General features: G+C 62.3%; 20 protein-coding genes. 9 read left to right on the top strand and 11 right to left on the bottom strand.

The features are described from left to right. Positions 1-73 precede the first annotated feature (73 nt). Together katG and J5N58_RS21355 are read left to right on the top strand one after the other, a co-directional pair. Positions 74-2,248, top strand: coding sequence for a catalase/peroxidase HPI (gene katG, locus J5N58_RS21360; protein ID WP_244712908.1), 2,175 nt, complete (start codon positions 74-76; stop codon positions 2,246-2,248). A 280-nt stretch (positions 2,249-2,528) separates the two neighbouring features. Next, a complete protein-coding gene (locus J5N58_RS21355; protein WP_113339743.1) occupies positions 2,529-3,161 on the top strand; it encodes a TetR/AcrR family transcriptional regulator in 633 nt (210 codons plus the stop codon). A 42-nt stretch (positions 3,162-3,203) separates the two neighbouring features. On the opposite strand, the gene J5N58_RS21350 is transcribed toward J5N58_RS21355, so the two are convergent. Next, complete coding sequence (locus tag J5N58_RS21350; RefSeq protein WP_112828338.1) at positions 3,204-4,157, bottom strand: LysR substrate-binding domain-containing protein; 954 nt, start codon at positions 4,155-4,157, stop codon at positions 3,204-3,206. A 198-nt stretch (positions 4,158-4,355) separates the two neighbouring features. Between J5N58_RS21350 and J5N58_RS21345 the strand changes: the two genes are divergently transcribed. From J5N58_RS21345 to J5N58_RS21335, 3 genes are all read left to right on the top strand, one after another. Then, positions 4,356-4,655 carry a DUF1127 domain-containing protein gene (locus tag J5N58_RS21345; RefSeq protein ID WP_244712906.1) on the top strand — a complete coding sequence of 100 codons (300 nt, stop codon included), beginning with the start codon at positions 4,356-4,358 and terminating at the stop codon, positions 4,653-4,655. Positions 4,656-4,888: 233 nt separating this feature from the next. After that, the gene (locus J5N58_RS21340) at positions 4,889-7,510 is read left to right on the top strand and encodes a methyl-accepting chemotaxis protein (RefSeq protein ID WP_244712897.1); all 2,622 of its coding nucleotides are present in this window, start codon (positions 4,889-4,891) and stop codon (positions 7,508-7,510) included. A gap of 251 nt (positions 7,511-7,761) precedes the next feature. Continuing rightward, positions 7,762-8,622 carry a GNAT family N-acetyltransferase gene (locus J5N58_RS21335; protein WP_112828335.1) on the top strand — a complete coding sequence of 287 codons (861 nt, stop codon included), beginning with the start codon at positions 7,762-7,764 and terminating at the stop codon, positions 8,620-8,622. 8 nt (positions 8,623-8,630) lie between these two features. On the opposite strand, the gene J5N58_RS21330 is transcribed toward J5N58_RS21335, so the two are convergent. The 9 genes from J5N58_RS21330 to J5N58_RS21290 all read right to left on the bottom strand — a co-directional run bounded on the left by J5N58_RS21330 (position 8,631) and on the right by J5N58_RS21290 (position 17,882). Next, positions 8,631-9,542 (bottom strand): DUF937 domain-containing protein, encoded by a 912-nt coding sequence (locus J5N58_RS21330; RefSeq protein ID WP_244712895.1) that lies wholly within the window; start codon positions 9,540-9,542, stop codon positions 8,631-8,633. Positions 9,543-9,707: 165 nt separating this feature from the next. Beyond that, on the bottom strand, positions 9,708-11,081 hold the full coding sequence (locus J5N58_RS21325) for a glutamate--cysteine ligase (protein ID WP_244712893.1): 1,374 nt from the start codon (positions 11,079-11,081) through the stop codon (positions 9,708-9,710). 10 nt (positions 11,082-11,091) lie between these two features. Then, complete coding sequence (locus J5N58_RS21320; protein ID WP_162708188.1) at positions 11,092-11,238, bottom strand: hypothetical protein; 147 nt, start codon at positions 11,236-11,238, stop codon at positions 11,092-11,094. A 1-nt stretch (position 11,239) separates the two neighbouring features. Continuing rightward, positions 11,240-11,977: a 16S rRNA (uracil(1498)-N(3))-methyltransferase gene (locus J5N58_RS21315; RefSeq protein ID WP_113439286.1), complete on the bottom strand. Its 738-nt coding sequence runs from the start codon at positions 11,975-11,977 to the stop codon at positions 11,240-11,242. Positions 11,978-11,992: 15 nt separating this feature from the next. Continuing rightward, entirely contained in the window at positions 11,993-13,498 is a 1,506-nt protein-coding gene (locus tag J5N58_RS21310; protein WP_112828331.1) for an inorganic phosphate transporter, read from the bottom strand. A 182-nt stretch (positions 13,499-13,680) separates the two neighbouring features. Beyond that, positions 13,681-14,148: an NUDIX hydrolase gene (locus J5N58_RS21305; protein ID WP_162708201.1), complete on the bottom strand. Its 468-nt coding sequence runs from the start codon at positions 14,146-14,148 to the stop codon at positions 13,681-13,683. A gap of 195 nt (positions 14,149-14,343) precedes the next feature. Continuing rightward, positions 14,344-15,132: an HAD-IIB family hydrolase gene (locus J5N58_RS21300; protein WP_112828329.1), complete on the bottom strand. Its 789-nt coding sequence runs from the start codon at positions 15,130-15,132 to the stop codon at positions 14,344-14,346. Between the two features lies 1 nt (position 15,133). After that, positions 15,134-16,465, bottom strand: coding sequence for a glycosyltransferase (locus J5N58_RS21295; RefSeq protein ID WP_112828328.1), 1,332 nt, complete (start codon positions 16,463-16,465; stop codon positions 15,134-15,136). A gap of 145 nt (positions 16,466-16,610) precedes the next feature. Then, positions 16,611-17,882: a DUF3422 family protein gene (locus J5N58_RS21290; RefSeq protein ID WP_112828327.1), complete on the bottom strand. Its 1,272-nt coding sequence runs from the start codon at positions 17,880-17,882 to the stop codon at positions 16,611-16,613. Between the two features lie 183 nt (positions 17,883-18,065). On the opposite strand from J5N58_RS21290, the gene J5N58_RS21285 reads away from it, so the two are divergent. From J5N58_RS21285 to J5N58_RS21270, 4 genes are read left to right on the top strand one after another with little or no spacing between them, the layout of a single operon-like run. Further along, a complete protein-coding gene (locus J5N58_RS21285) occupies positions 18,066-18,920 on the top strand; it encodes a FadR/GntR family transcriptional regulator (protein ID WP_113425908.1) in 855 nt (284 codons plus the stop codon). Further along, positions 18,917-19,696, top strand: a complete 780-nt coding sequence (locus J5N58_RS21280; RefSeq protein WP_113339754.1) for a (Fe-S)-binding protein — start codon at positions 18,917-18,919, stop codon at positions 19,694-19,696. The genes J5N58_RS21285 and J5N58_RS21280 overlap by 4 nt, the downstream gene beginning before the upstream one ends. 13 nt (positions 19,697-19,709) lie before the next feature. Next, complete coding sequence (locus tag J5N58_RS21275; protein ID WP_244712891.1) at positions 19,710-21,140, top strand: LutB/LldF family L-lactate oxidation iron-sulfur protein; 1,431 nt, start codon at positions 19,710-19,712, stop codon at positions 21,138-21,140. 2 nt (positions 21,141-21,142) lie between these two features. Continuing rightward, entirely contained in the window at positions 21,143-21,826 is a 684-nt protein-coding gene (locus tag J5N58_RS21270; RefSeq protein ID WP_113437372.1) for a LutC/YkgG family protein, read from the top strand. 6 nt (positions 21,827-21,832) lie between these two features. Here J5N58_RS21270 and J5N58_RS21265 read toward each other — a convergent pair whose 3' ends face one another. Next, entirely contained in the window at positions 21,833-22,729 is an 897-nt protein-coding gene (locus J5N58_RS21265; RefSeq protein ID WP_244712889.1) for a LysR family transcriptional regulator, read from the bottom strand. Positions 22,730-22,822: the final 93 nt, after the last annotated feature.

The raw sequence follows: 22,822 nt of genomic DNA, 5'->3' as shown, positions 1-22,822 counted from the left end.
AGACAATTGGAGATTATCAATGTTTTCGCCGAATGTGACCCCACAAGACGTTCACAGAAAACAGGAGGCCAGAATGAACGAGCATGTCAAACCCGCCGGCAAATGTCCGGTGATGCATGGCGGCAATACCGCCATGGGCAAATCCGTCATGGATTGGTGGCCGAACGCGCTAAACCTCGACATCCTGCATCAGCATGATACCAAGACCAATCCCCTCGGCCCGAGCTTCAACTATCGCGAGGAGCTGAAGAAGCTTGACGTCGAGGCGCTAAAGGCCGACCTTCGCGCGCTGATGCTGGACAGCCAGGAGTGGTGGCCGGCCGACTGGGGCTCCTATGTCGGCATGATGGCCCGCGTCACTTGGCACGCCGCCGGCTCCTACCGCATCACCGACGGTCGTGGCGGCGCCAACACTGGCAACCAGCGCTTCGCGCCGCTGAATTCCTGGCCGGACAACGTCAATACCGACAAGGGCCGCCGCCTGCTGTGGCCGATCAAGAAGAAATACGGCAACAAGATCTCCTGGGCAGACCTGATCGCGCTCGCCGGCACGATGGCCTATGACGTTGCCGGTCTGAAGACCTTCGGCTTCGCTTTCGGCCGCGAAGACATCTGGCACCCGGAAAAAGACACTTATTGGGGTGACGAAAAGGAATGGTTGGCACCGAGCGACGGCCGCTATGGCGATGTGACCAAGCCGGAAACATTGGCCAACCCGCTGGCCGCCGTGCAGATGGGCCTCATCTACGTCAATCCGGAAGGCGTCAACGGCAAGTCCGATCCGCTGGCGACCGCCGCGCAGATGCGCGAAACCTTCGCCCGCATGGGCATGAACGACGAGGAAACCGTGGCGCTCACCGCCGGCGGTCACACGATCGGCAAGTCCCATGGCAATGGTAGTGCCGCCAATCTGAGCCCCGATCCGGAAACTGCAGGACCGGAATTCCAGGGTCTCGGCTGGATGAACACCAAGGGCCGCGGCATCGGCCGCGATACCGTCGTCTCCGGCATCGAGGGCGCCTGGACCGCGGAGCCGACCAGGTGGGACAACGGCTACTTCGAGATGCTGTTCAAGCATGAATGGACGCTGACGCACAGCCCAGCCGGGGCCTCTCAGTGGGCGCCGATCACCATTGCCGAGGAGGACAAGCCGGTCGATGTCGAGGATCCCTCGATCCGCGTGATGCCGATGATGACCGACGCGGACATGGCGTTGAAGGTCGACCCGATCTATCGCGAGATTTCGCTGAGGTTCAAGGACGACTTCGCCGCTTTCTCGGATGCCTTCGCCCGCGCTTGGTTCAAGCTGACCCATCGCGACGTCGGTCCGAAGTCACGCTATTTCGGCCCGGATGTCCCGGCCGAAGACCTGATTTGGCAGGATCCGATCCCGGCCGGACGCACGGATTACGACGTTGTCGCGGTCAAGGCGAAGATCATCAACAGCGGCCTCACCGTCGGTGAGATGGTTGCCACCGCTTGGGACAGTGCCCGTACCTTCCGTGGTTCCGATAAACGCGGTGGCGCAAACGGTGCTCGCATTCGCCTCGCCCCGCAGAAGGGTTGGGAAGGCAACGAGCCCGAGCGTCTGGCGAAGGTGCTGGCGGTTCTTGAAGACATTGCAGCAGAGACCGGCGCGAGCATCGCCGACGTGATCGTGCTTGCCGGCAATGTCGGTGTCGAACTCTCGGCAAAGGCCGCCGGGTTCGATATCGAGGTCCCCTTCTCGCCGGGGCGTGGCGATGCCACGGCCGAGCAAACCGATGTGGACAGCTTCGCCGTGCTTGAGCCGCTCGCCGACGGTTTCCGTAACTGGCAGAAGCAGGACTATGTTGTCAGCCCAGAAGAAATGTTGCTCGATCGCGCCCAGTTGATGGGGCTCACTGCTCCGGAACTCACGGTTCTGATCGGCGGTCTGCGGGTGATCGGCGCCAATTATCGTGACTCGAAGCAAGGCGTATTCACCGACCGCGTCGGCGCGCTCACCACCGACTTCTTCACGACGCTGACGGACATGGCCTATTCTTGGGTCCCGACCGGCAGCAACTCTTATGACATCCGCGACCGCAACACCGGCGCGACCAAGTACACGGCCTCCCGCGTGGACCTCGTGCTCGGTTCGAACTCCATCCTGCGCGCCTATGCGGAAGTCTACGCCCAGGACGACAATAAGGAGAAGTTCGTGCGCGACTTCGTGGCGGCATGGACCAAAGTGATGAACGCGGATCGTTTCGATCTCGTCGGATAGCCACGGCTGTTCGAAAGGTGGCCGGCTTCTCCTGGGATGCCGGCCCGCTGAAGGGCCTGTGGTCCGCGATATTCGGGACCGTTGCAGTGAATTTGCGACGGTCCCGGCTTGTTTTTCGGGCATGGTTAAAATGCCTTCTTTTCTTTTAGGGGAAAGCCGATACAACCGCCCTAGAGCATTCTTCGCCGTAAGGCTGAATTCAATTCAGGGCGATGCTCAGATGGTCCGGGAACAGTGCAGGCTGGACCGCACTGGCCGGAGGCGGGCCGGGACGAGGTAAATGACTTCAAGGAAGATCAGCAGCCGGCTTCAGCTACGCAAGAAGCCGCAGCAGGAGCGCAGCATTCAGCGTCTGGATGCGATCATGGAAGCGGCGGTGGATCTCATCGCCGAACACGGTGTCGCCAACCTCAAGATGACCGACATCGCCGCGCGCGCGGGTGTGCCGATCGGCTCCCTCTACCAGTTCTTTCCGGAGAAGGCTGCGATCATCAGGGCTTTCCACGACCGTCACACGACGATCGTGCAGAAGCGGACCTCCGAGGCATTTCCCGACGTGAGGTCGGTCGATCAGGCCATTGAAATGCTGTCGCAGCTCCTCGACGAATTCTATAGGATCTACCGTGCGGACAGGACCTATCTGCCCGTCTGGATGGCCGGCATGACCGACCGCGATTTCCAGGAGCTCAACATTGCCCATCTCGAGCGGCTGACCGAAATCATCTTCGGAGCCCTCAAGCATCTTGTCGCCCCGGAGCATCACGCGGTTTTCCGCAGGCGCCTTCACATGCAGCTTTACCTTAGCGGCGCGCTGGTACGCTTCGCGATGGTGCGCGATGAGGCAAGCGCCCAGGAATACATGGCCGAATGGAAATCCATGGGCGCCCGCACCCTTTTCGAGTTTGCGGCTTAGGGCCTGTCGCGCAAGGGCGCCGCCTGTTTTGCCGGTCCGGCCTTACCAGCCGGGGATCATGTGGCCGGCGCGCAGCCGCGGATAATAGCGCTGATAGGTTTTCACCTCGCCGTCCAGATCGTCTTCCACCGCATTCGGCGTGATGTTGTCGAGGCAGGCGGTGATGTGGTCGGTAATCGCATTCATCAGCGAGTTCGAAACGCCGGGCCGTTTCATGATGCCGATCTGGACCGGCGGCAACGGCGGAAAGCCGTCCGCCTGCGTGAGCACCTTCATCCCGGTCCTGAGCGCGGATTCCGGCAGGATGGAAACGGCCATCCCGGCCAGCACTGCGGAAGCAACCACGGTCGATGACCAGCTGGTGAACAGGATCTGGTATTCGCGTCCGTCGGCATCGAGCGCGGAACAGGCGAGTTGGCGCCACTGACAGTCGCGCCGTCCCACGGCAAGCGGCACCGGTGCATCGTCCTTCAGCGGATGGTTCGCCGAGGCGACCCAGCAGAGCGGCTCCGTCCGCACCACGTCGGATTGGCGCAGCAACGGGTTGTGGGTGACCAGCGCAATATCGAGTTCGCCCTTCGCCATCTTTTCCGAGAGGTCCGCCGAGGGTTCGCAGACGATGTAGAGTTCGACATTGGGATGAGTCTTGGCGAAACGGCCGATGATCTCGGGCATGTAGCGGTCGGCATAGTCGTCGGGCGTGCCGATACGAAGCGTTCCCTCCAGCCGATTGTCATCGAAGGCTGCGATCGCCTCGCTGTTCAGCCGGATGATCCGACGGGCATAGTTCAAAAGCTTGTCGCCCTCCGCTGTCAGCCGGTTGCCGCGCCCGTCCTTGATGAAGAGCTGTTTGCCGATCCGCTCCTCCAGCCGTCGCATCTGCATCGAGACCGCCGATTGCGTCTTGAAGACCCGGCCCGCCGCCTTGGTGAAGCTGCCGGTGTCCACGATGGCTATGAAGGTTTGAAGCTGGTCGATATCGAGAGGTGCTGACATGGGAAAAATCCATCAGATCGTTTGATGATAACTATTAAAAACATTCGTTGGACTGATCAATAGCCTTTCGACATGCTCATCCTGCAAATCACTGCTTGTCGGAGACGGTTCTGAAGCCGCTCCAATGGTTCGGGTTGACCTCTGCCGCCGGTGCGGCCGGGGACGCCTTTTCTCGTGCCGAACGAAAGGAAGACTGTCATGCGCACGACCGACCGGATGATCGAACTCGATATTGCCACCCCGCGGCCGACGCTTGCCCGGCGTCTGACGGGTGTGGTCGTGACGATCGAGACAGTCTGGCGTGCCATCCGCAATCGCCGCGCTGCGAACTGCCTTGCCGATCTCGACGATTTCCAGTTGAGGGATATCGGGCTTTCCCGATCCGAGCTCAACGAAATCCTCAGCATTTCCGGCATTGCGGACGATCCTTCGCAGCAGCTGGCGCGGACCGCGCGCAATCGCGCACGCCGCGCCCTGCAAGGTCTGCCTGTCGATTGAAGCCATGCCTGACCGGACGCAGATGCGGCCGGTCCCAACATCCCCGCAGGGTGATAGCCAATAAACCCTGCTTACTTGCCCGGCGACGGAGGCTCCGCGCCGGGCTTTTTTTGTGTGGATTGTGCCGGCACTTGCCGAAGTTTTAGGCGGCGGTAACGGCTTGCTAACGTTGATATGGCACCGATAGTCGGATTGATTTCGGTCTATGCCGCCTTGTTTACGGAGCCTTTCAGATGCGCATTTCCCGCAAGCTGCCCGTTGCTGCCGCTCTTTTCACCCTGGTAAGCCTGTCGGCCTCCATGGTCATCAATCTTTATCTCGAACACCGTTCGCTCACGGATCAGGTTTACCAGAAACTGGAAGCGACCGCCGACGGTCGGCGCAACGAGGCGCGGGGATATCTGGAAAGCGTCCGGCTCGATCTCTCGGCCACATCGACCAGCTTTACCACGCAGCAGTCGCTCTTCGCCTTCAGCGGCGGTCTGAACTTCCTGGGAGACGATCCGACGAAGGAATTGCAGACGCGCTACATCGACGGCAACCCCAATCCGGAAGGCGAGAAGTACAAACTCGATACCGCGAAAAAGGATGCCTACGACCGCGCTCACAAGCAGTATCACCCGGCTTTCCTGAAGCATCTCCAGGATCTCGGCTATCATGATCTCTACGTCATCAATCCTGCCGGCTCCATCGTCTATACCGTGATGAAGCAAAGGGATTTCGGCACCAACCTGCTGACCGGCCCCTACAAGGATAGCGGTCTTGCCGCCGTCTTCCAGAAGGCGATCAAGGCGAAGGGCGACGAGGTCGCCATGTCGGGCTTTGAAGCTTACGCCCCTTCAAAGGGCAGCGCAGCCGCATTCATGGCCACCCCGATCATGCAGAACGGCCGCGCGATCGGCGTACTTGCCTACCAGCTCCCGAATGCCCGCTTCAATACAATGTATGCTAACAAGAAGGGCCTCGGCGAAACGGGCGAGACGATCCTCGTCAGCACCCGAGGCGAGGTCATCAATGACAGCGTCCACACGGCGGGCAATGACGCTCTGGCAATCGTCGTCGATTCCCCGCTGGTCAAGGCTGCCGTCGAAGGGCAGGAAATGACCGGCAAGATCGAGGGTTATCGTGAGATGACCAGCTATGCCGCGGCCTCTCCGCTGGAATTCGCGGGCACGCATTGGGCCGTGATCGCGCTGATCGGCGAGGATGAGATTGCCGCCAACCTGCGCATGACGACGCTGGTTTCGGTCGCCTTCGGCGCGCTGCTGATCCTGATCGGCTCGGTCGTCGCGATCCTCTATTCGCGCACGCTCACCCGCCCGATCTCTTCCCTGGTGAAGTCCATGGAGGATCTCGCTGGCGGCAACACCGATATCGAACTTCAGGGCGAGGACCGCCAGGATGAGATCGGCGACATGGTGCGCTCGGTAGCTGTCTTCCGCCGCGCCGAAATCGAGAAGCGCGAGCTGGAAAACGATGCCGAGCGCCGCCGCACGGCGGGCGAGGAGGAACGCCGCGCCCGCGACGCCGAAAAGGCAGCCCAGCAGGCCGAACTGACGGAAGCGATCGACGTGCTCGGCGCGGCCCTTCAGAGACTTGCGAGCGGTGACCTGACGGCGGTGATCGACAGGCCGCTTTCGAGCAATCTCGACCGCCTGCGCGTCGACTTCAACGCCTCGCTGCAACGCCTGTCTCACACGGTTTCCGCCGTCCATTCCAACGTCAACGAGATCAACCGCAAGAGCGGCAAGGTCGGTTCCTCCACGGCGGACCTTTCCAAGCGAACCGAGCAGCAGGCCGCCGCGCTCGAGCAGACCTCGGCCTCCATCCGCCAGATCATGGAGGCCATCCGCCAGTCCTCCGACCGAGCCGAAAACGCCTCAGAGCTTGCAAGCCAGGCGCGCGCCAATTCCGATCGGTCGAGCCAGATCGTCAGCGGCGCGGTGAACGCCATGGAGCGCATCGAGAATGCATCGAGCGAGATTTCCAAGATCATCAATNTCCGCCAGTCCTCCGACCGAGCCGAAAACGCCTCAGAGCTTGCAAGCCAGGCGCGCGCCAATTCCGATCGGTCGAGCCAGATCGTCAGCGGCGCGGTGAACGCCATGGAGCGCATCGAGAATGCATCGAGCGAGATTTCCAAGATCATCAATGTGATCGACGAGATCGCCTTCCAGACCAACCTTCTGGCGCTCAACGCCGGTGTCGAAGCCGCCCGCGCCGGCGAGGCCGGCAAGGGCTTTGCCGTCGTCGCCCAGGAAGTGCGCGAACTCGCCCAGCGTTCCGCCAACGCTGCCAAGGACATCAAGGCGCTCATCACCAAGTCGGGCGAGGAGGTGTCGAGTGGCGTCGGGCTCGTTCGCGATGCCGGCAACGTGTTGTCCGACATTGCCGGGCAGGTGGTCGAGATCGGCGATCATATCCACTCGATCGCGAGCGCGGCCCGCGAACAGTCGACGACGCTCAAGGAAATCAACTCCGCCGTCGGCCGCATGGAGGACGTCACCCAGCAGAACGCCCGCGCCGCCGAGCAGACCAATGCCGAGATGACGGCACTTTCGCGCGATACGGAAATGCTGATGGGCCTGGTCGGTCAGTTCACCGTCGAAAAGGGCGTCATGCCGTCGGAGCAGCGTTTCGCGGACGTGCGGGAAACCCGCTTCGCCCGCACGGAGACGGCAGCGCCCGCGCCGGTCGCTCAGAAGCCAGCGGCCAAGCTGCGCCTCGCCTCGGCAAACACGCCGGCCCGTTCGGTGGCCTCGCCCGCGCGAGCGCTTCTGGACAAGCTCTCCTCCGGCGTGGGCAAGGCGCTTTCCTCGCCCAAGGGCAAGGATGACAGCTGGGAAGAGTTTTGAGCCCTTTATGGCGGGATGCGGGACCTGGTCTCGCCTCTCGGCGCCGATATGGAGTCTCATGCCGGATATCGTGAGGCAGCGGCCGCGAGGATGGGGTCGCTGCGGCCCCCTGACGGAAACACCGTGCCGGACCGGAACGGGAAGATCGGCCGGTCCCAAAGCCCGCGAATGATGTTTTGGACTTGCGCTCTCGGCTCTACAATTTAGCATCGCGCGGATAAAGAAACCATGATCCGTGAGTAGCAGCCGTCATGACCGTGCCGTTGGTAAATCTGGAAAGCTACGATCTCCTGCAGATGGAGATGAAGGCCGAGCATCTCGATGGGCTGCATGCCCTTTCGGCCAGCATCGGATGGCCGCACAGGAAGTCCGACTGGGGCGTGAACCTGGCTGCCGGCAACGGTATCGTGGCTGTCGACGAAAGTGGCCGCGTTCACGGCTCTGCCATGTACTTCACCCTGGGCGGCGATGTATCGGCTGTCGGCATGGTCATTGCCCACCCGCGCCTGAAGCTTGAGGGTCTGGCGACTTGCCTGATGGCCAATATCGTCGAGCGTACCGAAGATCGCCCCGCCTTCCTCAATGCATGCAACGATTCCGTTCCGTTCTATCGGTCGCTCGGCGCACTTGTCACCGGCCCGGTGTTTCAGCATCAGGGTATCGTTGGTCCGATATCGGCCTCGAAAACCCGAACCCGTCCCGCCGAGGCGACGGATTTGCCGCAGATTTTTGATTGTGACGCCGATGCCCATGGGGTGGACCGCAGCGCCCTGCTGCTTGAACTCTGGCGTGTGTCTGAGACAATGGTCATCGAACGGAGGGGCCGGATTCGTGGCTTTGCCATGCGGCGTCAATTCGGCCGCGGCCATCTGATCGGCCCGATCATCGCGGAAAAGGAAGTCGATGCTGTCGCGCTGGTCGAAGCCTTTCTGACAGGTCTTCCGGGCAGTTTTGTGCGTGTGGATACCCGTGTGGAGTACGGCCTCTTCCGTCAGTATCTGGAAAAGAGCGGCCTTCTGCCCGTCATGAACGTGGTCACTATGACGCTTGGCCGCTTGCCGTCGCGTGGCTCCAATGCGGTTTTCGGTCTTTCCAGCCATTCGACAGGCTAGAAACGGTCTTAGCCCTTGGGAGCGTCCGGGGAAGCCTCGGGCGTCGGCGTCTTGGAAGCAGCGAGATAGCTGTCGAAGATCTGTTCCATGCTCTTCTGATAGCTTTTCTGCACCTCAAGCCCGCTGTCGAACATGACGTTTATCATCTCGTTGAGGTTGGCGGTCGCCTGCGATGTCGGCTGCGGCTCCTCCTGCGGCTTGGCCGTTCCGGCCTGCGGCTTGGCTGCCGGCGCCTCGCCACCGCCCTGCATGCCGGCTATCATGTCCTGAAAAGCCTTGGCGAAGGGATTGTCGAAGAAGGGGTTGGCGGCGGTCGGTGCTGGCTGGGGCTTCGGCGCGGCCGCGCCCATCATCTCCTGGAAGGCGCGGGTGAAGGGATTGTCGAAGAGGTTCGGTTGCGGCTTGGGCTGCGCCTTGGGCTGGAATCCCGTGCTTTCCAGCCATTGCTGGATCATCGCCCCCATCGGGGTTCCCGCAAAGATGTTGGTGTCCGTCAACTGTCCGGTGGTCTGCTTGAACAGGCCGCCCATGATTGTGTCGGCCATCGCCGGCATCATCTGCTTCAGGATATCCTGGCCGATGCCCGTGAACTGCGCGGCCTGCGCGGCGATAGCCCGCGAAACCTCTTTGGAGCCGAAGAGCTTTTCCAGCACCTGATTGCCGTCGTCGATGCCCTGCGGCGTAAACGCTTTGCTCATGTCCTCGAAATACTTGGCATAATTGCCGGAGGCCATGGCGCCGAACAGCGCGGAAAAGTCATAAGGGTTGGTGACGTTCCGCTTGAAGCCCGAGGAAAACGCCGGCATCAGGGCCGCAACCGCTTTCGCCGCCTGCTCCTGCGCCAGATTGAACTGCTTGGCCATGGCTTCCATCGCCATGCCGTTCTGCGCCTGCAGCATCATCTCGAAAAGTGGCAACATCGGCGTCGTTCCCCCGTGCTTTCAACGCATTGCAGCCACTATAGCGGGAAAATGACAGTCGAAAACCGGTTTTTGCCGAAGCCGCAACGGGGCCACAGCTATTTTCGCCGTGAAGGCCGCCATTTGCATGCGTCATGTCGCCGCCGGGGAGGGGCGGCGAAAGGATCAGTACTGGAATTCCTCGAATACGCGATCGATCTCGCCGTTCCAGCGTCCGTGATAGAGCGAAAGCAGATCCTCCGCGAGTGTCGTCTTCTTGGCCAGAACCTCCTCGAGCGAGTTGAGGAAGATGCTTTCGTCCTGGCCTTCGCCGTTCAGCCGCGCCCGGGCTTTCAGGCCCTGGCTCGAAAGGCCGACCACGTCGCGCGCCACGTCGAAAAGGCTACGGCCGGCAATCTCCACCTTCAGCCCCTGAACCGGAACGGCGTCGCGCAGCGCGTTCACCGCCGCGAAATCCCATTCGCGCGTCAATTCATCGGCGGCCTCGAGCGCGCCTTCGTCATAAAGCAGGCCGACCCAGAAGGCCGGCAGCGCACAGATGCGGCGCCAGGGGCCGCCATCGGCGCCACGCATTTCGAGGAAGCGCTTCAGCCGCACATCGGGGAACAGCGTCGACAGGTGGTTCGTCCAGTCCCCGAGTGTCGGTTCCCATTCGGTCAGTTCGCCCTTCAGCGCGCCGGCCATGAACTGGCGGAAGGTGATGTGGGTGCAATCATGGTAGCGTCCGTCGCGAACCACAAAATACATGGGCACGTCGAGCGCCCATTCCACATAGTCGCCGAAACCGAAATCGTCGGAGAGTGAGAAGGGCAGGATGCCGGCGCGGGCGTTGTCGGTGTCGCGCCAGATTTCACCGCGCCAGGAAAGCAGTCCGTTCGGCTTGCCCTCGGTGAAGGGGGAGGAGGCAAACAGCGCAGTCGCCAGCGGCTGCAGCCTCATGCCGACGCGCATCTTGCGGCGCATGTCGGCTTCCGAGGAGAAGTCGAGGTTCACCTGGATGGTGCAGGTGCGATACATCATGTCGAGGCCGTGGCTGCCGACCTTGGGCATGTAGCGCGTCATGATCTCGTAGCGCGACTTCGGCATGCGCGGCGTTTCTGCAAGGGTCCACTTCGGACTGCCGCCGATGCCGAGAAAACGGATGCCCATCGGCTCGGCGATTTCGCGCAGGGTCGCAAGATGCCGGTTCGATTCGACGCAGGTTTCATGGATCGTCTCGAGCGGCGCGCCGGACAGTTCGAACTGGCCGCCGGGCTCGATGGAGATCGCACCCATGCCTGTGGGCTCGCCGAGGCCGATGATGTTCTCGCCGTCCATGATCGGTTCCCAGCCGAGCTTTTGCTGCATGCCCTTCAGCAATGCGGAAATGCTGGCCTCGCCGAAATAGGGGACGGGCGCGTTATCCGCCCGGAAGAAGACGAATTTCTCGTGTTCCGTCCCGATCCGGAACGCTTCCTTCGGCTTGTTGCCGGAGGCAAGGTATTCGGCCATTTCCTCAACCGAGGTGAGGGGGGTATGGTCGGTGGTATCACGAGCCATCGAGTAAACCTTATCGGGTCTTGCCGGCACGCGCACCGGTCCATTGGGCAAGGTGATTGGACTGGATTTCAGGACGGCGCAAGAAAAAATCTCTCAACGGCTGCTCAAAAAAATAGATCCGCGATACCGTCTGCGTCTCGTACTTGCGTTTCGTCATGTTATCGCCAGTCGCCGATCGCGGCCTGCACCACGGCAAGCGCTGCGACGGCCGCCGTGTCGGCTCTGAGGATACGGGGCCCGAGCGGAATGGCGGTCACGAAGGGCAGGCCGCGAAGCAACGCGCGTTCCTCCTCCGAGAAACCGCCTTCCGGGCCGACCAGCACCGCGAGCTGCCTTTCCTCGATGCCGGCAAGTCCCGGCAGGGGGTTCTGAGTGGAACTGTCTTCGTCGCAATAGATGATCCGGCGTTCCGCCGGCCAGCGTTCAAGCAGGTCCTTCAGCCGCTGCGGCTCGGCAACTCTCGGAATGGCGAGGATACCGCATTGCTCGGCGGCCTCGACGGCATTGGCCTGAAGCCGTTCGAGACTGGTGATCTTGCCCTGTACGTGCTGGGTCATCACCGGCTGCAGCCGGCCTGCCCCCATCTCCACCGCCTTCTGCACCAGATAGTCCATGCGACCGACCTTGAGCGGCGCAAAGAGGAAATGCAGATCGCATTCCTCGGGTTGCGGACGAGTCTGCTCGACGGGAAGAAGAACGATCTTCTTTCGCGATGGAAAGGTAAGCTTCGTCTTCCATTCTCCATCGCGACCGTTGAATACAAGGATCTCGGCATCCTCGGTCAGCCGCAGGACGTTGGCGAGGTAGTTGAACTGGTCGGATGTCGCCTCGAAGCCGCGATCGGGCCTGATATCGCTTTCGACGAACAGTCGCTGCATCCGGTAATTCGCGCGCATATCTCGTTCCGTTGCTTACAGAAAGAGCTGGAACATAACCCAGTAGATGAATGCCGCAAGTAGCGCCGAGACCGGAAGCGTGATGCTCCATGCCGCGATGATGCTGAGCAGGTGCGATCGGCGCACGAGCAGGCGGCGGCGTGTCTCGTCCGGGTCGCGTTCGCGCGTATCCTCGATCTCCCAGTGGCTCGCCTTCATCCGCATGTATTCGACGCGCCGTTGTGAATGCCTGGTGTACCATTCGCGGAAGAAACCCACGCCGAAGACGGCGCCGACCGCGATGTGCGTCGAGCTTACCGGAAGGCCGAACCAGGAGGCGAGGATGACCGTGATCGCCGCCGACAACGATACGCAGTAAGCCCGCATCGGATTGAGCTTTGTGATCTGCTCGCCAACGAGGCGGATGAGGCGCGGGCCATAGAGAAGGAGGCCCATCGAGATGCCGAAGGCGCCGATGGCCGTCACCCAGGACGGCGCCGCGATGGCGGCGGCGATTTCCTGCGCCCGCGTTGCATGCACAATGGCGACCACCGGACCGATCGCATTGGCCACGTCGTTGGCCCCATGGGCGAAGGAGAGCAGCGCCGCGGAGAAGACGAGCGGCAGGCGGAAGAGCTTGCGCAGCGACTGGTTGCGGTTTTCCAGTCCGTCCGATTGGAAACGGATCAGCGGAATGCTGCCGATCCAGGCGACAAGGCCGCAGGTAAGGCCGAGCAGCAATGCCTCGGTGCTTTCCACGTCGAATACCTGACCGATGCCCTTGATCGTGAGATAGGTGGCGAAGGCGCCCGTCATGATCCCGATCAGCACCGGCACCCAGCGTCGGGCGGCAGCGATCTTGTCCTCGCGATAGGTGATGAATTCCTCGATGAAGTAAAGGATCAGCGCGGCGATTGCACCCCCGAGCAGCGGCGACAGCATCCAGCTCGCCGTGATGCCGACCAGCGAACCCCAGTCGACGGCGGAAAATCCGCCGGCCGCGACACCGGCGCCCATGACGGCTCCGACGATCGAGTGGGTGGTGGAGACCGGCGCATTCGCCCAGGTGGCGATGTTGATCCAGAGAGCCGCGGCAAGGAGCGCGGACATCATGGCGAAGGAGAAGGCTTGCGGCACCTCGATGCTGTCGGGAGCGAGGATGCCTTCCGAGATGGTCGAGATGACGTTGCCGCCCGCGATCATGGCGCCGGCAATCTCGCAGACCGCGGCAAGCGCCAGCGCGCCGGCAAGCGGAATGGCCCGCGAACCCACGGCCGCGCCGACATTGTTGGTGACGTCGTTCGCACCGATGTTCATCGCCATGTAGGCGCCGATGGCGGAGGCCGCGATCACCAGGGCAGAGCCCGGCTGGCCGGTGACATAGGCGCCGGAAAGGAGGGTGGCGACCACAAGGAAGAGCAGGCCGATGCCGAGGGGAACGATCCGTCGCGACACCTGTTGCGTCGCCTGCTCGACATAGGTGACCTTGTCGAGATCCTTGTCGAGCGTCGGCTTGACGAGCGTTGGCGGTGCCTTGGCCATCGGTCGATGTCGTTCCTTTCTGGCGGCAGGCCGTCCGTGTGAATATGGGCGAAAGCCTCGTCCTGCAGCCTGCTTCTTCGTTCCCCGTGAAAGAGCCTTTTGTCGTGCGCGCAAGGCGTCTTTTCACCGTTGCTATTAGCAAAGGCCGGCCAATTCAATATGACAGTTTTGTGACAGTCTGACTATTCGCCGGCCTGGGAGACCGTGGGCGCGGCGGCGCCGGAAAATTGCTGGGCGAATTTGTGGAACAGCACCTTCAGTTCCGGTTCCCGAACCCGCGCGGCCGCCTCTTCGCAGTTCACCCACTCGCTGCGCCGCATGCCCTTTTCCGGGAAATCCTTGAGGACGTTCTTGACCTCGAGCGTGTGCACCTGGACCCGGCAAAGGATCTTCAGCCCGCCGTCCATACCCTTGTGGTAGTCGTAATGGCCGATGGGTTCCTCGGAAACCTTGCCCTTTACGCCGGCTTCCTCATAGGCTTCGCGCTCTGCGACCGCATAGCTTTTCTTGCCCGCCATGGGCCAGCCCTTCGGGATGACCCACCGTCCGGTATCGCGGCTTGTCAGAAGCAACACCTCGGGTTCCGCCTGTTTCTTGCGCAGGCGGTAGCAGATTGCTGCATATTGCTGTCTCGGCGGACGCCGCAGCATGAGCTGCACCTCTTTGGCTATACGACTGACAATGGTCAATGGACCGGACACCTCGATTCTCTGCCGTTCTCTTGCATTCTGTTGTCGCTGAAAATGTCACCTTTTTGACAGAAAGGAGAATCATTGCGACAAAACTCACCCTAATAGGTGGGGAAGGGAACATGCGCGTCAAGCGCTACTAGGGGCAAGTCCCGGCTAAGTTTGGGCCGAGGCGCCGCGATGGTCGGTTTTCGCATCGACCTCGCCGACGCGCCAGTGCATGAGCCCCTCGATCACGCCGTCGGCGGTCGGTTTTCGGGCGTTGAAAATTGCGGCATTTCGGTCGCTGGCGAGGGACTTCAGCTCGGCCAGGCCGTTTGCCGGAATGATACCGCGCACGCCTTCCATCAGGAACATGCTGCGGTCGTTGTCGGTGTCCCCGGCGACAACCACCTCGTCCGGGGCCACACCAAGCCTTCGGCAGAGCCAGCCGAGCGCTGCGCCCTTGTCGGCATTGGCCGGCAGGATGTCGAGATCGCGGCTGCTCGAATAGACGATCTGCACCGCCAGTCCCGCCTTGCTCAGCCGCCGCCTGATATCGTCGAGCTCCTGTTTGCCGGCGTCATGGAGGTACCAGCTCGATTTGAACCGGTGCTGGTAGCGGTCCGGCTGGCGGCGTATGCCGGGATGGTCGGCAACCAGCCTCTCGATCTTTAGGGCGTCATAGCCGTAGGCGGCCAGCGCCTCGGCATAGGCGTGGCCGATATCCGGCAGCCCATTTGCGGCAAGCATGGTGCCGACACCTCCGATCGCGATATCCGCCCTGGGCAGTTCCTCCTCCTCGACGAAAGCGAGAAGGTCATCGATCAGCCGCCCGCTATTGTAGACCAATAACGGCCGCCGGTCGGCGCCAAGTCCCGCCCAAAAGCGGGTGAAGCGTCGTGACGCCTCGCGGTCGCCGGCGAGCGTGCCATCCAGGTCGGCGGAGAACAGGCGGACACGCATGTCAGTCGCCGTCGTTCCAGGGCTCGGCCCAGTCGGCCTCGTCGAGAGCCTGCGCCACCGGGCGCCCTTCCACCAGCGCCACGAGTTGCTGGGCAATGCCGGTCCAGGTGAAAAGACTGCGCGCCTTGTGGGCGCCCATGCGCGAAAGCCGACCGTAAAGCCGCGGATGCTTGAACGGCTTCATCATGGTGATGCCGAGATCCTCGCGGTCGAAGGGGTCGGCGAACAGCGCGTGGCGGCCATAGCTTACCGCCCTGAACAGCCCACCATGGATGGTGACGACGGTCGGCGTGCCGCTCGCCATGGCCTCGACGGCGGTCATGCCAAAAGGTTCGTAACGGCTCGACAGCACGAAGAGATCGGCTGCGCGATAGTAGTCGGGCAGATCCTCGTCCGGAATGAAGCTGGAGAATTCGACGCGATCCGAAAGGCCGAGCGCCGCAACCTGATCCTTGAGTTTCTGAAGGATGGCGGTTTCCTGCGGGTCCATGTTCTCGCCGCCGAGCGCCAGCCGCAGCCGTGCCTCGGGCACGCGCTCCGCCAGCACCGAAAAGCCGTCGATCAGCAGGTCGTAACCCTTGTTGGTTGCAAGACGCCCGAGCGCGAGAACGGTCTTGCCGGAAAAGCCGAGCCGGTTGCGGATCATCTGGCGCGAGGATTCGGACACGGGGTAGAAACGGTTGTCATCGTAACCCGGCGGGATCATGTGCACACGGTTGCGGCCGAGCCCGTAATCCTCGATCAGCATGTCGAGCTGGATCGGCGTCGTTGCGATCACCAACTGACAGCTTCGGTAGACGATCAGCTCGTGCTGGATGCGTTCCTTGAAATTGAACTCCAGCTCGAATTTGTCTGCGCGTTCCGGATAGTCGGTCTCCATCTGCCGCTTTTTCCAGAGGCCGAGCGAATGCGGTGTGTGGATATGCGGAATATTGAGCGCTTCGGAGAGCCGCTGGCCGGCCACCCCTGCATCCCAGTAATGGCTGTTGATGAAGAGGTAGGAAAGCCCCTCCCGGCGGATATAGCGTAGCGCCTTCTCGTTCCATTCGTTGAGATGGCGGTGGAGATATTCCTTGGGGATGAAATCGCGTCCGCCGCAGGGGATGCGGATCACCCGGACGTCGTCGTCGACGACGTCGATTTCCGGCTGGTCCTCGAAACGGCGGGTATAAATATCCACCTTGTGGCCGAGCTGCGCCAGCTTCTTCGCCAGTTCCAGCACATAGACGACCTGTCCGCCGGTATCGGCGGCGCCAAGCGGCGGGTGGGCGGCGACATAGCCATGGGTTGAGACCAGCGCAATGCGCGGCGTCTCGTGAACATCCAGCACCATATGAAACCCCTACTGAGCAATTACGTTTCGCAAGAACGGGAAACGAACGCGCAAAACGGGGGAATGTTCCATCGGGTGAGAAAAAATCTCCGCCGAGGCTCTCCGTTCATTCTTCCTGTGGCCGGGAGCCTGGCGGAAGAAGGACCTAATGCCCCTCCAAATGGCTCTTGCGGATGCGCCGCACCACCCACCAGACGCCGAGCACGGCGAAAGGCACGGAAATGCCGGTGACGACGGCGGGATCGACCGGAAGAAGATCGTGATCGATCGCCTTCGCCGCATAGCCGACGAGACCGACGATGTAATAGGAGATTGCCGCCACCGACAGGCCTTCGACGGTCTGCTGCAGGCGAAGCTGCATTTCGGCGCGCCGGTTCATGGTGTTCAAAAGGTCGGAGTTCTGTCGCTCCAGCTCCACGTCGATCCAGCTTCTGACAAGACCCGTCGCCCGCGACAGTTTCCGCGAGAGGTTCGCCTGCCGTTCCTCGACCGACTGGCAGGTGCGCATGGCGGGCGCAAGCCGCCGCTCCAGGAAGGAACCGAGCGTCTCGTAACCGGGCACCGGCGTTTCATCGAGCGTCTTGATGCGCTCGCCCACGATGCCGTCATAGGCGCGGCTGGCGCCGAACCGATAGAGGCTGAGCGCCGCATTGGCTTCGAGTTCGGCGGCAAGCCGGGTGATATCGGCAAGGATGCTGTCCGCTTCGGCGCGCGCCCGCACCTTCATCTGCTGGGTGACGGCGGTGAGACCGTCCTCAATGCGCCGGATATCGGGCGAAAGCGTCTGCGCCAGCGGCAGGCCAAGCATGGCAAGCGTCCTGTATGTCTCGATGTCGAGCAGGCGCTGGACGAGCGCGCCACGCCCCGCTTCCGTCAGGCTCCGGTCGATCAGGAGGATGCGGGTCAGCCCGTCGCCGTCCTGGCGGAAGTCTGTCAGCACGGAAGCCTGCCCGTTCTTCAGGTGGCTGTAACAGAGGCTGGCCGGGTCGAAGGTGGTCATCGCCTCATCCGTTTCCGGGCTTTCCGGCCGGATTTCCAGTCGGATGCCGGACATCAGAAGCCCCGGTGCCGTAAAACCGTCGCCGAACGGATGAAAGGGAACTTCCCCGCCGAATTTCTCCGGCAGCGGCCCGTCCCAGAACCATGTGGAGAATTCTGTGTGGCGCTCCCAGCGCAGCGTTCCCTGTCCCCAGGGCATGGCGTGATGGCGGGCGTTCTTGTCGGGCGGGGCGATACCGCGGGCCCGCGAAACCTCCGTCAGGACACTGTGATGCACACCTGAACCCCCATCCATCATGAAGGCAAGCTGGAAGATGACGCGCGAGGACTTGACCAGCGCATAGGGCCGCGCATGGATTTCCCCAAGCGCCAATGCCCGCTCCGGCGCTGCCGGAAATGCAAAAATCCCCTTGGACATCCAACGTCTCCCCGTGTCCTTTGCTCGACCTCCTTAGCAAATGTCAGGCGGTGATGTCAGCAGTCGGTTTGCCGCACTGCAGCATGATTGCGCGGGAATGCATGTTGGCGCGCGTCAAAAGTGGACAAATAATTTGACCAATTCGTCTTCCGCTTGCTAGATAGCCCATCCGAGGAGGATGTCGTGAGCGAGAGGGACGAGGGGCTTTTTGCCCAGATCAGCCATAGCCGGACGGCTGGGGAAGTGGTTCAGCAAATCGAAAGCCTGATCCTCGACGGGGTCTTGCGCGATGGCGACCGGCTGCCCGGAGAGCGCGACATGGCGCAGGCTTTCGACGTGTCCCGGCCGATCCTGCGCGAGGCGCTGAAGGAACTGGAGGCGCGCGGCCTTGTCGTCAGCCATCACGGTGGCGGCACCTATATTGCCGATATCATCGGCCAGGTATTCTCGAAGCCGATCACAGAACTGATCTCCCGGCATGCGCGGGCAACGCGCGATTATCTCGAATATCGCCGCGAACTCGAAGGGCTGACGGCGGAGCTTGCCGCACGGCGCGCCACCGATACCGACCGGGCGCTTCTGTCGCGTATCGTCGACGACATGAAGCGGGCGCATGAAAGCGGTAACGCGGAAGACGAGCTTGCCGCCGACGTCGAGTTCCACAATGCCGTCGGCGAAGCCGCGCACAACATCATCCTCCTGCACACCATGCGCGCATGCTACCGCCTGCTTTCCGAAGGCATCTTCTTCAATCGCAAGGCGGTCTTTGCGCTATCCAATGCCCGCGAACGCCTGCTCGAACAGCATCTCGCGGTCCATGACGCCATCCTTGCCGGCCGGCCGGACGAGGCCAAGACGGCAGCTCAGTCGCACATAGACTTCGTCATGCAGGCGGTCGACGAAGCCAGCCGCGCCGATGAATGGGGACGGGTCGCGAAACTTCGCCTGATCCGGCGTGACGGCAATCCCGCCCAGGGCCGCGCGTCCCGAAGCAACGCGCAACTCAAGACAAACGACAAGCCGGAGGCTTCATCATGATCCCCGAAACCCCGTCGGTGAGGCCGCGCGTCGGCCTCTTCGCCACCTGTTTGGTCGATCTCTTCCGCCCGAGCGTCGGATTTTCCGCCGCCAAGCTGATCGAGGATGCGGGCTGCGAGGTGCATGTGCCCATGGCGCAGACCTGTTGCGGCCAGCCTGCCTATAATTCCGGCGACCGGAAGGACGCCCGGGATCTGGCGATCCAGGTGATCGAACTGTTCGAAGGCTATGACTATGTGGTCGTCCCCTCGGGTTCCTGCGGTGCCATGCTGAAGCATCACTATCCCGAGATCTTCAAGGGCGATGTGAAATGGGAAGAGCGCTGTCGGCGCTTCTCGGACAAGGTGTTCGAACTCGTTTCATTTCTGACCGACATCCGCGGCATGACCGCTGTTGAGGCCCGTCTTTCCGGCAGCGTCACCTATCACGACAGCTGTTCGGGCCTGCGCGAACTCGGCGTGCAGAAGCAGCCGCGCAAGCTGCTTGCGTCCGTCGAGGGGCTCGAACTGAAGGAAATGGCCGGCAGCGATGTCTGCTGCGGCTTCGGCGGCACTTTCTGCGTCAAATATTCCGATATCTCCGGCACCATCGTCGGCAAGAAGACGGCGACCATCGAGGCGACCGGCGCCGACATGCTGCTTGCCGGCGACATGGGCTGTTTGATGAACATGGCCGGCAAGTTGAAGCGCGAAGGCTCGAAGGTGGAGGTTCGCCATGTTGCGGAGGTGCTGGCGGGCATGACGGATACGGCGCCGATCGCCGGCACAGGCAAGTAGGGGGAGGGAGCCCATGCAGTTCACTGCGCCGCAGTTCAAGGAAAACGCCGCCCGCGCGCTTCACGACCCGCAACTCCAGAAGGCGCTGAAGAATGTCGAGCAGGGCTTCATCGCCAAGCGCGCCGCGGCAGCGGCAGCACTTCCCGAGTTCGACCGGCTGCGCGACCGTGCCCGCGAGATCAAGAACCACACGCTTGCCCATCTCGATCTTTATCTCGAAGCCTATGAGCGAAAGGTGATCGCGGCGGGCGGGCACGTCCATTGGGCCGAGAGCGCCGAGGACGCGCGCCGCATCGTCATGGACATCTGCCGCAGGGTGAAGGCGAAGACCGTCACCAAGGGCAAGTCTATGATTACCGAGGAAATCAACCTCAACGAATATCTCGAAGCGCAGGGCGTTGAGCCGGTCGAGACTGATCTCGGGGAATACATCATCCAGCTTCGCGGCGAACACCCGAGCCACATCATCGCGCCGGCGGTTCACCTGAACAAGGAGCAGGTGGAAGAGGATTTCCGCCGGGTCCACACCCATCTCGACGCAAAGCGCGACCTGACCGCGCCGGAAACGCTGCTCGCGGAAGCCCGCGAAGTGCTGCGCAGGCGCTACTTTCAGGCCGATGTCGGCATCACCGGCGCGAATTTCCTGATCGCCGAAACGGGCTCCTCGGTCATCGTCACCAATGAGGGCAATGGCGATCTCACCCAGACGCTCGGCAAGGTGCATGTGGTCGTCGCCTCGATCGAAAAGATCGTGCCGACGCTGGAGGACTGTTCGCAGATCCTTCGCCTGCTCGCCCGTTCCGCCACCGGCCAGGACATGTCGGTCTACACGACCTTTTCCACCGGCCCGAAGCGGACGGAAGATCCCGATGGTCCCGACGAATACCACGTCGTGCTGCTCGACAATGGCCGCACCTCGATGCTCGGCACCGATTTCGAGGAGATGCTGCGCTGCATCCGCTGCGGCGCCTGCATGAACCACTGCCCGGTCTATCACGCCGTTGGCGGACATGCCTATGGCTCGGTCTATCCCGGTCCGATGGGGGCGGTGCTGACGCCATCCCTTTTCGGGGTCGACAAATCGGGCCACCTTCCGAACGCCTCGACCTTCTGCGGGCGCTGCGAAAGCGTCTGCCCCATGCGCATTCCGCTGCCGAAGATGATGCGTCACTGGCGCGAGCGCGAGTTCGAACGCCATCTTGCGCCGGCCGCAAGCCGCTATGGTCTATCGGTCTGGGCCTTCTTCGCGAGAAGGCCGAAGCTCTACCGGATGGCGGCGTCGCTCGGCGCAAGCATCCTCTCCGCGCTCGGCGGCAGCAAACACCGCATCGCGGCGCTGCCGCTCGCCGGTGGCTGGACGAAATACCGCGACATGCCGGCGCCGGAAGGCGGCACATTCATGCGGCAATGGGCAGCCCGGCAGGCGGGCAAACGGAGAGCATGACCATGAACGGCAAGGAAGCCATCCTTCACAAGATCCGCTCCTCCCTGAAGGTGCCGTCGAACGATGCCGTTCGCGAGGCAAGCGTTGCCGCGCGTCTGGCGGATCACCCGGTCGGCATCATCCCGGCGCGCGGCCAGCTGCCGCCGGAAGAACGGCTCGCTCTTTTCGTATCCATGGCGGAGAAATACAGCGCGACCACCGAAAGGATCGAGACGCTCGACGCGCTCCCGGCCGCCGTCAGCGACTATCTGAAGCGCCGCAACCTGCCGGCCGCAATCCGCCTCGGCGCAGATCCCCGTCTGGCTGTGGCGCCCTGGTCGAGCGAGGCGACGCTCGAAATCCGTCATGGCGCGTCCGACGGGCATGATCTTGCCGCCGTCACCCATGCTTTCGGCGCGATTGCCGAAACCGGCACGCTGGCCCTGCTTTCAGGACCCGACAATCCTGTTACGCTGACCTTCCTGCCGGAGCATCACATCGTCGTGCTGCGGGCCGACGAGGTCTCCGGAGACATGGAAAGCGTCTGGGCGCGGTTCCGTGCCGTTCGCGGCGGCGACATGTCCCGCACGGTGAACTTCGTCACAGGACCATCGCGTTCGGCAGACATCGAACAGACCCTGCTACTCGGCGCGCACGGTCCCCGCGCACTGCATATCGTCATCGTCGGGCCCGCCGCTGTGAACTGAAAGGCTCTACCTCTCCCAATAGGGCACGGGACCATAGAGTTCTGCGAGATAGTCGATGAACAGACGCACCTTGGCCGGCAGGAACTGCCGGCTGGGGTAGACGGCCGAGAGCGCAACATTGTGCGAGCCCTCATAGGCCGGCAGGACTTGCACGAGCCGGCCGTTTTTCAGCTCCTCGCCGATGTCCCAGGTGGAGCGCAAGGCGATGCCGAGGCCGGCGATCACCGCCTCGCGGATGACCTCGCTGGAATTGGTAATCAGCATGCCTTCCGGCCGGATGTTGAGCGTGCCCTGCAGCCCCTCGAGCCGCCAGAGGTCATGGTTGTGGGCAGGCAGGCAGCGATGCCGTTTCAGGTCGTCGATGGTCCGCGGCATGCCGTGTGCGGCGATGTAATCAGGCGAGGCGCACAGCAGCCGCCGAACCGGGGCGAGCCGTCTGGCCACCAGTGTCGAGTCGGTCAGTTCCGCGATGCGGATCGCCAGGTCGAAGCCGCCGCCGACGATGTCGGTGAATTCGTCGGACAGTACCAGATGGATGGCGAGATCCGGATGGTCATCCATGAAGGCCTTCAGATGCGGCGCTATATGCATGCGGCCGAAGGAGGTGGGCGCCGAGATCTTCAGCGTGCCCGAGACCTCCGAGGAGCGGCCGGAGGCATAGGTCTCCGCCTCCTCGATGCCAGCGAGGACGGCGAGGATGCGCTGGTGAAAGCCCTGTCCCGCCTCCGTCAGCGAGATCTGCCGGGTCGTGCGCTGCAGGAGCCGGGTCCCGAGCCGGTCTTCGAGCCGCTTGATGCGCTTCGACACGACGGCAGGCGACAGACCCAGATCGCGCGCCGCCATCGACATGCTGCCGGTCGCGATAACCCGGGCAAAGACTTCGAGATCGCCGAGATTCGTCATGAGTCTTCCGTATTGTTTCCATTTTTGTCATAAGTGCATAGCATTTGCGCGACTTTGGTTGAAGTGGTAAAGAAACAATACCAGTTGAAGAGG

This window comes from Paenirhizobium cremeum (assembly GCF_022884085.1).
In the GTDB taxonomy this organism is placed as follows: Bacteria; Pseudomonadota; Alphaproteobacteria; order Rhizobiales; family Rhizobiaceae; genus Allorhizobium; species Allorhizobium cremeum.
Note: the sequence above shows the minus strand (reverse complement) of the source record. Positions and strands in the feature narration are given on the sequence as shown.

Excerpts from the sequence above, each read along its gene's own strand:
- katG (WP_244712908.1), top strand. The coding sequence starts at position 74 with ATGAACGAGCATGTCAAACCCGCCGGCAAATGTCCGGTGATGCATGGC.
- J5N58_RS21355 (WP_113339743.1), top strand. The coding sequence starts at position 2,529 with ATGACTTCAAGGAAGATCAGCAGCCGGCTTCAGCTACGCAAGAAGCCG.
- J5N58_RS21350 (WP_112828338.1), bottom strand. The coding sequence starts at position 4,157 with ATGTCAGCACCTCTCGATATCGACCAGCTTCAAACCTTCATAGCCATC.
- J5N58_RS21345 (WP_244712906.1), top strand. The coding sequence starts at position 4,356 with ATGCGCACGACCGACCGGATGATCGAACTCGATATTGCCACCCCGCGG.
- J5N58_RS21335 (WP_112828335.1), top strand. The coding sequence starts at position 7,762 with ATGACCGTGCCGTTGGTAAATCTGGAAAGCTACGATCTCCTGCAGATG.
- J5N58_RS21330 (WP_244712895.1), bottom strand. The coding sequence starts at position 9,542 with ATGTTGCCACTTTTCGAGATGATGCTGCAGGCGCAGAACGGCATGGCG.
- J5N58_RS21325 (WP_244712893.1), bottom strand. The coding sequence starts at position 11,081 with ATGGCTCGTGATACCACCGACCATACCCCCCTCACCTCGGTTGAGGAA.
- J5N58_RS21320 (WP_162708188.1), bottom strand. The coding sequence starts at position 11,238 with ATGACGAAACGCAAGTACGAGACGCAGACGGTATCGCGGATCTATTTT.
- J5N58_RS21315 (WP_113439286.1), bottom strand. The coding sequence starts at position 11,977 with ATGCGCGCGAATTACCGGATGCAGCGACTGTTCGTCGAAAGCGATATC.
- J5N58_RS21310 (WP_112828331.1), bottom strand. The coding sequence starts at position 13,498 with ATGGCCAAGGCACCGCCAACGCTCGTCAAGCCGACGCTCGACAAGGAT.
- J5N58_RS21305 (WP_162708201.1), bottom strand. The coding sequence starts at position 14,148 with ATGCTGCGGCGTCCGCCGAGACAGCAATATGCAGCAATCTGCTACCGC.
- J5N58_RS21300 (WP_112828329.1), bottom strand. The coding sequence starts at position 15,132 with ATGCGTGTCCGCCTGTTCTCCGCCGACCTGGATGGCACGCTCGCCGGC.
- J5N58_RS21295 (WP_112828328.1), bottom strand. The coding sequence starts at position 16,465 with ATGGTGCTGGATGTTCACGAGACGCCGCGCATTGCGCTGGTCTCAACC.
- J5N58_RS21290 (WP_112828327.1), bottom strand. The coding sequence starts at position 17,882 with ATGTCCAAGGGGATTTTTGCATTTCCGGCAGCGCCGGAGCGGGCATTG.
- J5N58_RS21280 (WP_113339754.1), top strand. The coding sequence starts at position 18,917 with ATGATCCCCGAAACCCCGTCGGTGAGGCCGCGCGTCGGCCTCTTCGCC.
- J5N58_RS21275 (WP_244712891.1), top strand. The coding sequence starts at position 19,710 with ATGCAGTTCACTGCGCCGCAGTTCAAGGAAAACGCCGCCCGCGCGCTT.
- J5N58_RS21270 (WP_113437372.1), top strand. The coding sequence starts at position 21,143 with ATGAACGGCAAGGAAGCCATCCTTCACAAGATCCGCTCCTCCCTGAAG.
- J5N58_RS21265 (WP_244712889.1), bottom strand. The coding sequence starts at position 22,729 with ATGACGAATCTCGGCGATCTCGAAGTCTTTGCCCGGGTTATCGCGACC.